Annotated in this window: 10 protein-coding genes and 2 pseudogenes; 7 read left to right on the forward strand and 5 right to left on the reverse strand. The window is 65.3% G+C overall.

The annotated features are described in order from the left end of the window. The coding region (locus tag P8R42_15675; protein ID MDG2306054.1) for an integrase core domain-containing protein at window positions 1-264 on the forward strand (264 nt) is incomplete at its 5' end. A gap of 26 nt (window positions 265-290) precedes the next feature. On the opposite strand, the gene P8R42_15680 is transcribed toward P8R42_15675, so the two are convergent. Next, a complete protein-coding gene (locus P8R42_15680) occupies window positions 291-551 on the reverse strand; it encodes a hypothetical protein (protein MDG2306055.1) in 261 nt (86 codons plus the stop codon). Window positions 552-685: 134 nt separating this feature from the next. Here P8R42_15680 and P8R42_15685 point away from each other — a divergent pair, with 134 nt between their 5' ends. Both P8R42_15685 and P8R42_15690 read left to right on the forward strand, forming a co-directional pair. Next, window positions 686-811 carry a hypothetical protein gene (locus P8R42_15685; protein MDG2306056.1) on the forward strand — a complete coding sequence of 42 codons (126 nt, stop codon included), beginning with the start codon at window positions 686-688 and terminating at the stop codon, window positions 809-811. A 57-nt stretch (window positions 812-868) separates the two neighbouring features. Further along, window positions 869-1,294 carry an alcohol dehydrogenase catalytic domain-containing protein gene (locus P8R42_15690; GenBank protein MDG2306057.1) on the forward strand — a complete coding sequence of 142 codons (426 nt, stop codon included), beginning with the start codon at window positions 869-871 and terminating at the stop codon, window positions 1,292-1,294. A gap of 138 nt (window positions 1,295-1,432) precedes the next feature. On the opposite strand, the gene P8R42_15695 is transcribed toward P8R42_15690, so the two are convergent. The 3 genes and pseudogenes from P8R42_15695 to P8R42_15705 all read right to left on the reverse strand — a co-directional run bounded on the left by P8R42_15695 (window position 1,433) and on the right by P8R42_15705 (window position 3,725). Beyond that, a complete protein-coding gene (locus P8R42_15695; protein MDG2306058.1) occupies window positions 1,433-2,683 on the reverse strand; it encodes a hypothetical protein in 1,251 nt (416 codons plus the stop codon). A gap of 4 nt (window positions 2,684-2,687) precedes the next feature. After that, window positions 2,688-3,128: a nuclear transport factor 2 family protein gene (locus P8R42_15700; GenBank protein ID MDG2306059.1), complete on the reverse strand. Its 441-nt coding sequence runs from the start codon at window positions 3,126-3,128 to the stop codon at window positions 2,688-2,690. A gap of 312 nt (window positions 3,129-3,440) precedes the next feature. Then, window positions 3,441-3,725, reverse strand: a pseudogene (locus tag P8R42_15705) (integrase core domain-containing protein). Between the two features lie 347 nt (window positions 3,726-4,072). Between P8R42_15705 and P8R42_15710 the strand changes: the two are divergent. The 3 genes from P8R42_15710 to P8R42_15720 all read left to right on the forward strand — a co-directional run bounded on the left by P8R42_15710 (window position 4,073) and on the right by P8R42_15720 (window position 6,435). Beyond that, the gene (locus tag P8R42_15710) at window positions 4,073-4,420 is read left to right on the forward strand and encodes a hypothetical protein (GenBank protein MDG2306060.1); all 348 of its coding nucleotides are present in this window, start codon (window positions 4,073-4,075) and stop codon (window positions 4,418-4,420) included. A 125-nt stretch (window positions 4,421-4,545) separates the two neighbouring features. Then, a complete protein-coding gene (locus tag P8R42_15715) occupies window positions 4,546-5,361 on the forward strand; it encodes a class I SAM-dependent methyltransferase (GenBank protein ID MDG2306061.1) in 816 nt (271 codons plus the stop codon). Between the two features lie 387 nt (window positions 5,362-5,748). Next, on the forward strand, window positions 5,749-6,435 hold the full coding sequence (locus tag P8R42_15720) for a tetratricopeptide repeat protein (protein ID MDG2306062.1): 687 nt from the start codon (window positions 5,749-5,751) through the stop codon (window positions 6,433-6,435). 138 nt (window positions 6,436-6,573) lie between these two features. Here the strand turns inward: P8R42_15720 and P8R42_15725 are convergent. Beyond that, window positions 6,574-7,036, reverse strand: a pseudogene (locus P8R42_15725) (transposase). A 150-nt stretch (window positions 7,037-7,186) separates the two neighbouring features. On the opposite strand from P8R42_15725, the gene P8R42_15730 reads away from it, so the two are divergent. Further along, window positions 7,187-8,857 carry an amidohydrolase family protein gene (locus tag P8R42_15730; protein MDG2306063.1) on the forward strand — a complete coding sequence of 557 codons (1,671 nt, stop codon included), beginning with the start codon at window positions 7,187-7,189 and terminating at the stop codon, window positions 8,855-8,857. Window positions 8,858-9,077: the final 220 nt, after the last annotated feature.

Raw genomic sequence — 9,077 nt, forward strand, 5'->3', positions numbered from 1 at the left:
CAAACGCAGGGAAAGATCGAGCGCTATCACCGCTCGATGAAGAACGTGGTGAAGCTCGAGAACTACTACAGCCCGTGGGAACTGGAGCGTGCGATCGGTCGCTTCGTCGAGCACTACAACCACCGCCGCTACCACGAGTCACTGGACAACGTGACTCCAGCCGATGCATATCATGGGCGGCGCACCGCGATCCTCACGCACCGCGAGCAGATCAAGAAAAAGACAATGTCCCGTCGTAAGCGTCAGAATCTACGAGCTGCGTAGGCGGGTAAACGTGCGGGAAGTGTCCCTTAGAAATCAGGCCCACTGATCCAAACGTCTTTGACGACGTACACCCATGGGAAGAACTCTCCGAAATGCCGCAGGATCATGGGAAGGTATGTCCCAGTCTCTTCGTTGTAGTCGCGCCCTGCGAGGCTGAAGGAATACCGCCCCTCGCGCACCTCTACGGCAACGCCGGCGTCGCTGAGCGGCCTGGCAACCAGCTTGGCAGGCAAGGGGCCTTTGCCCGCCAAGAGCTCTACGATGAAGTTGCGAGCGAGGTCGTGCAACAGCCCTAGTTGCTTCTTCTTCGACCCACGGTGCCGCCCAGCGGCTACGCCGCGGCGGCTCTGTCCCGAAAACTCGACCTGGCTCGAGGCTTCACGCTGGCGGCTACCCGGCGACCTGGGCAAATAGGCCGTTCATGTTTCCTACAGCCACCCAATGGTACACGGCCCTGGCGGAACTGGCCCACGCGGTGGGCCTCTTCTCGCAGAGCGTTTCGGTGGATGAGATGCTGCGTAGCCTCTCCGGCCGCGCCGTGCGTTGATGCGGCCGGGCCCTGGGACGATTTCGCTGGTGAGATTTCTGGGTTAACCTCCTGCGGGTGCGAGCCTTTGTATGGGACGGTCGGCGCGCCAGCGTCGTGGAGGACCATCCGGAGCCGGCTCTCGGTGCCGGGATGGCATTGGTCGAGGTGCGGCTGGCGGGGATCTGCTCGACCGACCTGCAGATTCTCGCGGGCTATATGGGTTTTCGCGGAATCCTCGGCCACGAATTCGTCGGCGAGGTGATCGAGGGTCCCGACGAGCTGGTCGGCGCGCGCGTTGCCGGCAAGATCAACTTCGCCTGCGGACTGCGCAATCAGGGCATCCACTCTGGCCCCCTTCGCGGTGCGGAGGCGCTGCCGGTACCGACCTCGCTCCTCATCGATGGCGAGGGCAAGGTTCTCTGGATGGATCAGTCGGAGAACTATCAACAGCGCTCCGGCTCCGACTATGTGCTGGCCGCCTTGCGGACGCATCTGGACTAGGTCCAGGGCGCCTCGTTGAACCAGCCGTTCATGTCGGCTATCCGCGGCTGCGGATGAACAAGCGCTAGCCAACGCGCGCAGATTCGATCGCTGTTCGATGGCTCTGTCGGGCGGCGCGCCGGGGGCGCGTCGCCTGGGTCAGCTCGGGTCCCGGACCGTGCACTCGTAGGCGCCCGTAACGGTCGCTATCGGTGTGCACGCGCCGGTGTAGCCCGGTGGTCCACTCCAGGTCTGGTTCTCGACATCGTGGGTGAATTGGATGGTCGGGGAATTGTAGCAGCTGACGGACGCGGCGGTTGCCGAGCCAAGGACGGGCGCGGACGTGCCGCTGTTGATCGAGGTTGCCGTCGCGAAGCCAGACGCCTGGCAGGATACGGCGGAAAATCCACGGCTGCTCAAGTAATCGATGACCAGTTGACCGGTTTGGGGCGGCGCTGGGGGGACGGGCTTGGGGCCGAGATTGCCGACCGATCGAGACCCGTTCTTGTTGCAATGCACCGTCTTGTACGTGACGACGGTCCCGGTCGGTCTGTCGTTGATGCCGTCGAAGTGCATGTTCTTGCCGGTGCACCAGTTTGGTTGCTTTCCCATCGAGCAGGAAACCTGAAAGTTCTGGTCGCTCGGGTTCACATAGGTGCCGGGCTTCTCGATGTCGTCAATGGGCGGGCAGGATCCCGCATCGATGAACTTCTGCATGTTGACCTCTCGAGTCAGATCGAGCCAGTTGGGCTCATCGTCGACGAGGTTCACCAACGTGCAGAGCGCTTTGCAATTCGGGTGCGGATTTCGACACAAGCCGATCAGCCCCCGCTCGCCGGAGGAATAGGCAGGAACGATACCGGGGCAGTCGTTCTGGACGTCCCACTGGGAAGGTGGCCACGCGGCGTTGCCCCAGTTGGAGGGCTCCTCTCGCGGCCAGCCATTCCCCCCGCAGAATTCCTGGGGAATGAGAAGGCTTCCGTCCTCGAGCTCGAAGCACATCCCCAGGGAGTCTTCACCAAAGGACTCCTTGCAATCCAGTCGCCCGCAATCCGCGTCGTTGATGACGGCACGAATGTATTCGTCTCGGCTGTTCATGTGGGTCGGCAACTGAAGGGCAAACGGCGTTGCCACCACCGCAAAGCCGAGTCCCCGCAGGGTTTCGGCGTCGTAGAGGTAGGTCTTTTCCTTCTTCTGTTCAGTGTACAGCGGCCATTCGCCGAAGCCGTCGTATTGGGTCGTGGTCGCCTTGCAGGGACCGATCTCACAGTCCGTGGGGAAATCGAGTCCCGCCAGGATCGTGTTCTCTGCGTCCGAACCATCGTCGCCGCACCCCGCCAACGCCACGGCGAGGGGAAGAACCCAGAGACGACACCGTCGGAGCGCCGCCTTCACAGAGTCTCTCGGCATCTGCTCAATCCTTCAGGGGGGCCAGGTTTGCGTAGGCAATCAGTTTCCAGCCGGAGTCGGTTTCCAGCCAGACGGCCATTCGTTCATGGGAGCCGCGAGCCACCGACTTGCCGCCGATGACTTCGTCGAGCGCATCCACCTGGAAGGTGACGACGAGTGCGGGGCCGCTTCTCGTCGTCTTGAAGTTGGCCAGGGTGGGCGACCCCGTCTTCATGTCGCGGATCAGGTCCAATTCACCCTTGCGGTTTCGCACCCCGTCGGTGTGAACGGATTGAAAGCCCTCGGCGAGCATCCGCTCGACGACGGCGTGGTCCCCTTTCGCCGAGGCGTCGAAAAAGGAGCGGATCAACGTTTCGCCCGGATCGTCGCCCGCCGAGGCCGGAACCGGTGCGAGAAAGAGAAACAGCGCTGCCGCCCGGGTTGCTGTCCAGATGCTGCTCTTCATGATCCATCCCTCCTGGTTTGACTGATCGCCGATGGCATGACCGGAACCGTCGGAGCATATCACCGGGCGCGTCTGCGTCTAGACGTCGGGATGATCGCCATCGTAAGGACGATTTCTTCGTCTCGGGGGCCGCTCGTCGAGCGACAGACGCGATTCGCCGCCGAGCCTCGAGCGAGGTTCCTTCAAGGATTCACCGGAGGAGGGCTCGCGGACTCCCGACGTCGACCACGCCGATGCCCAGGTGTACGTCGTCAAAGACGTCGGGATCAGTGGGCCTGATTTACAAGAGACACTTCCGGCACGTTTGTCCGCCTACGCAGCTCGTAGATTCTGTCGCTTACGACGAGCCATTGTCTTCTTCTTGATCTGTTCTCGGCGCGTCAGGATCCCGGTGCGCCGCCCATGATAGGCATCGGCAGGAGTCACGTTGTCCAGTGACTCGTGGTAGCGCCGATGGTTGTAGTGCTCGACGAAGCGACTGATCGCACGCTCGAGCTCCCACGGACTGTAGTAGTTCTCCAGCTTCACCACGTTCTTCATCGACCGGTGGTAGCGCTCGATCTTCCCCTGCGTTTGCGGATGGTATGGCGCTCCTCGCGTGGCAGAAAGAGGCGCACGCATACGTCCGATAAGGCGCCGTTAGGTCGGATTGGAGCCAAAAAGGGGCTTTATGTCGGCTATCCGCATGGAGCTGCGACGGGGCCGAGCCGTCGGTCTGCACGGAAGGTGAATTCCGTGTCGACCTGCCAGTCATTGCGCGGGTCGGATTCGCCAAGGTGCGCGAGGCAACCCGCGCTCTCGTGAGCATGCGATCCGTTTCTCGGCCCGTAGTACGAGGGGCTCTCGTCATGCCACAACCGGGCAGTGACGACGATCCGCGCACCGCGGGTGGCACCTGACGGCGCTGCGTCCTCGGACAAGCGACGCCATGCGAGCGAATCCCGTTGCCGGCATCGGACTGGAGAGGGAGGGGATTCCCCGAGGGCGCGGAAGGCTGGGGCTACAACGGGAGCCCGGGAGCTCCGTGCGACCGGATCAAGATCCGCAAGATCCGCAAGAGCGGCGTGAGCGTTCTGTGCCGGGGCGACGGCGCGATGGACGAGGAATTCACGCTTCCCGTCGGAGCTCGCAGCGTGGTTGACGAGCTGACGGTGGGAGGAATTCGCTACTGCAGCGTCTTCAAGCCGCCGTACTCCAAGGACGACGGCCGGCGCCCGCTCTGGAAGGAGAAGGTTCGGAAGCAGGATTACTACCTGCTCACGGCGTGTCCGGACATCGACACGGGGCCCTGAGAAACGCAGACGTGCTCGCTGCCTTCCTCCCTCGAGCAGGCCGGGGCGAGGCGGTCGCGATGGTCCAATGCGATCGACCCTACCGTGGGTGACCCAGCGAGAGGTGTGCGCTATCGTCACGCGGTATGGGCAAGAGCGAACGGGCCGCGCCCCGCTACACCTTCGGCGACCAGGGACCGGCGTCCGAGCGACTCCGTCGTCTCGCTTCTCTCTACCGCCCGCTCAGCACAGAAGCGCTCGAGAGAGCCTGTCTTGCCTGCGGAACCCCCGTCGGCACCGCGATCGATCTCGGCGCCGGACCCGGATACACGACCGAGCTGGTCGCTGAAATCAGCCGGGCGGGGCGCGTGGTGGGCTACGAGCGCTCCGCGGCCTTCTGCGCCGAGGCAAGGGCACGGATTCCCGGATCGGTCGAATTCGTCGAGCAAGACGTTGCGGGGGCCGCGCTCCCGATCCGAGGCGTCGATCTCGCGTTCTGCCGCTTTCTCCTCACCCACCTCCCCGATCCGATCGCCACGCTGAGCTATTGGCGTGAGGCCCTGCGGCCCCGCGGCATCCTCGTGCTGATCGAACTCGAGCGGCTCTCCTCCACCGACCCCACGCTGGCGCGCTACTACGAGATCATCGACGGAGTGCAGGCGCAGAACGGCCAACGAATGTACATCGGCGAATCCCTGGAAGGATTGGCGCGCGATGCCGGCTACGCGATCACGGACTCGCGGGCGGTCGAACCCGGAATCCCCGCCGCCCAGATGGCCACCCTGCACCGACCGAATCTCGACAACGTACGCCAGGATCCCTGGGTGATGGCCAACTTCGGCGACGCCGAAGTCGACGACGTCGCGGCGGGCCTCGAGCGCATCGCCGCCGAGCAAGACCGCCGCACTCCGATTGAAAACGTCTTGCGGGTCGTCCTGGCGCGACGGGACGCCCCGGCCTAGCTCGAGACGCGATCGCTCGAGCCCGAAACCCGGATCGGGTTCCCGACTGCCTCGCGGCACACGCAAGGCTCGAGGGACGGGGGCGCGCGACCTAGAGCGCACGGACCCCCCGCGGACCGACGCCCCTCTTCGGCAACTTCACGACGAAGAAGCCGCCGTTGTCGAGGACGGATCGCCCGCTGGGAAACCAGGCCTCGACGAAGGTCGGAAGGATGAACGGCCTATTTGCCGTCCATGAGGCAGAAAGAGGCGCACGCATACGTCCGATAAGGCGCCGTTAGGTCGGATTGGAGCCAAAAAGGGGCTTTATGTCGGCTATCCGCTATCATCGTCCAAGGACACCCGAGCACAGGACGCTCTGCCGTGGACGCCAGCAAAGTCGATAAGATGCGTGAGCAGGTAGAGAGCGCCCCCGACGACCCGTGGGCTCACTACAACCTGGGCGTCGCCTACGACCAGGTGGGGCAAACGGAGGAGGCCCTGGCGGCCTTCGGCCAGGCCCTCGCCCTGAACCCGGAGATGATGGAGGCGCGCTTCAACCAGGGCGTCGGGCTGCTCGAGCTCGGCCGCAACGAAGACGCGCGCGGAAACCTTGAGGCCGTCACCCAGATCGCCCCCGACTTCCCGCCGGGCTGGTTCATGCTCGGCGTCGTGTGCGGCGTGCTCGAGGATCTGCCGGCGGCCGTCGCGGCGACCCGACAGGGGCTGGCGCTGGACCCCAAGAGCCCCCCGGGCTGGAGCAACCTGGCGCGGATGCTCGCGCAGCAGGGCGACCTGAGCGCGGGGATGGACGCCTTCAAGCAAGCCATCGAGGTGCAGCCGGACTTCATCGGCGCCTACCTGGGGCTCGGGACCGTGTTCGCATGGAGCCGGGAGCCGGAGCTGCGCGAGCAGATCCCGATGCTCCACGACCCCTTCCGCATGAACCTGCAGGACGCCGAGGACGGCCTTCGCTTCACCCTCGCCCTGCTCTGTCTCGGCCAGACCGAGGACATGCGAGCGAGCATGGCGCCGCTCCGGGAGGCGAGGCCGGAGTACGCGGCCATCGTCGAGCGCCTCGCCAAGGGCGCCTAGCCCTCAGGAGGTGCAGATGGGCCGCACGGAGGCGCCGTCGATGGCGCAGCCGTTCTGGCACACGGCCTGATCATCCACGTCGGGCAAGTGGAAGGTCAGGATGTCCGTCCGCCCCGTGCGCCTTCATGTCGGCTATCCGCTGGAGCGACTCACGCCGATCTCTCGCAGCGTGCGACGCACAGACAGACCCGAGCCCTCGACCAGGCGGATCACCTGTCGCTTCTCCGCCGCCTTCAATCGCACGTACCGTCGTCCGAGCCGGAGCCCAGCACGTTTTTTTGAGCAACCGATTCTCCAGCACCGTCTCCGCAAGAGCGTGCTTCAGGCAGTCGTTCTCATCCTGCAGACCCTTCACCTCAGGAGCGCTCGCCTCGCGCTTCGTGTCGACCACAAGACGCTTCTTCCCGGCCTACAGAAACTCCTTGGACCAGCGGTAGCAGAGATTCGGAGCGAGCCCCTCGCGGCGGCACAGAGCTGCAATGCTCTCTTCCCCACGCAGTCCTTCGAGGACGATGCGGATCTTCTCTTCCGCCGAAAAACGACGGCGTGTCTTGCGCTGAATGTCGCGGACGACCTTCTCCGCGCTTTGTCCCTTTCCCATCGGATTCTCCTTCCGTTTGCGGCCGGGAGTGTCTCTTATTTCATCGACCTATTTGGTCCAACCGTCTCTGAACCCGAACACCTATCCGCTTCCGGTGTTGCTTTACCGCTCTCGGGAGCAGTAGGCTTCTCACGGACCAGGAGGCGAGTCATGTTCGATCTACGCATCCGGGGCGGGACCTTGATCGACGGAACGGGCGCGGCGCCGCGCACGGCCGACGTCGGCGTGAGCGACGGCAAGATCGCCGCGATCGGCCGGCTCGACGAACCTGCTCGACGCGACATCGACGCGACCGGCCTGCTCGTGACCCCCGGCTTCGTCGACATCCACGCCCACTACGACGGGCAGGCGACGTGGGACTCGCAACTCACACCGTCGGCCTGGCACGGCGTCACCACCGTAGTGATGGGCAACTGCGGTGTGGGTTTCTCACCTTGCCGCGCCGAAGATCGTGACCGCCTGGTAGAGCTCATGGAGGGGGTCGAGGACATTCCGGGCACCGCGCTGCACGAGGGGCTCAGCTGGGAGTGGGAGTCGTTCCCCGAATACCTGGACCTGCTCGCCGCGCGGCCGCGCGATGTCGACGTCGGGGTCCTGGTGCCCCACGGACCCGTGCGGCTCTACGTCATGGGCGAGCGCGGAGCGCGGCGCGAGCCCGCGACACCGGCAGAGATCGCCGAGATGGGCCGGCTCGTGCGGGAAGGCGTCGAGGCGGGCGCCTTCGGGTTCTCGACCTCGCGCACGTTGAACCACCGTACCAGCACGGGGGAACCCACGCCGATGCTCGGTGCCGCCGGGGAGGAGTTGATCGGCATCGCCAACGCGATGCGCGCGTGCGGTCGCGGCGCCTTCGAGGTCGTGTCCGACTACGACGACCTCGAGGCCGAGTTTGCGGTCTTCCGCCGCATCGCCGAGACCGGCGCGCCCACCTACTTGTCGCTGAACCAGAACAAGAAGGGGGGATACCTGGCCGTGCTCGAACGCGTCGAGCGCGCGGCGAACGAAGGGCTGCCGATCGCGGCCCAGGTCGCGGTGCGGCCGATCGGCGTTCTGTTCTCGATCGACGGCACCCTGAGCCCCTTCCTGCTGAACCCGGTTTGGCAGGCCCTGCCCCAGGAGCACGATGCGCGCGTCGAGGCCCTGCGCGAGCCGGCCTTTCGAGCGCGCTTGATCGACGCTGCCGGCGACCCCAAGCATGTGTTCGGCGCCTACGACTGCTTCTTCGAGGTGGACGCGACGCCCGACTACGAACCGCCGCCAGAGGCGAGTATCGCAGCGATCGCCGAGAAGCAGGGACGCCATCCCGTCGAGATCCTCTGCGACCGGCTCCTCGCCGACGAGGGACGGGGCCTCGTCTACTACCCGATCTTCAACTACGACACGGGCGACCTCGAAGCACAGCGCCATCTCCTCGAGCACCCCCGCACCCTCGTGGGCCTGGCGGACGGGGGCGCGCACTCGGGCATCATCTGCGACGCGAGCTTCCCGACGACGCTGCTGTCGCTCTGGGGCCGTGACCGCAGCCGCGGACCGAAGCTCGATCTGCCCTGGCTCGTGAAGGCCCAGACCGCCGACACCGCGGCCGCGTACGGCCTGCGCGACCGTGGCCGGATCGAGCCGGGTCTCCGAGCCGACCTGAATCTAATCGACTTCGCAAACCTGCGCTGTCGCCGGCCCGCGCTGATCCGCGACCTGCCGGCCGGGGGCCGCCGCTTCGTGCAGAAGGCTGTCGGCTACGTCGCAACGCTGGTCGCCGGTGAAGTGACCTACGAAAACGGTGAGGCCACCGGGGCCCGGCCGGGACGACTCGTCCGGAGTTGATGTCGCGGTCAAGCGCGCTGGCCCTTCGCTTCAGGCATTTCGGGTGGGTCAATCGGGTAAGCGGTCGGCCGCAGCACCCGCACGTGCCCTCGCCGGCCGTCCATGAGGCAGAACGAAGCGCACGCATCCGTCCGATAAGGAGCCGTTAGGTCGGATTGGAGCCAAAAAGGGGCTTCATGTCGGCTATCCGCGAGGCTCGTCGCGGCATACCCCTTCCCGT

The organism is Candidatus Binatia bacterium (assembly GCA_029243485.1).
Lineage (GTDB): Bacteria > Desulfobacterota > Binatia > UBA12015 > UBA12015 > VGTG01.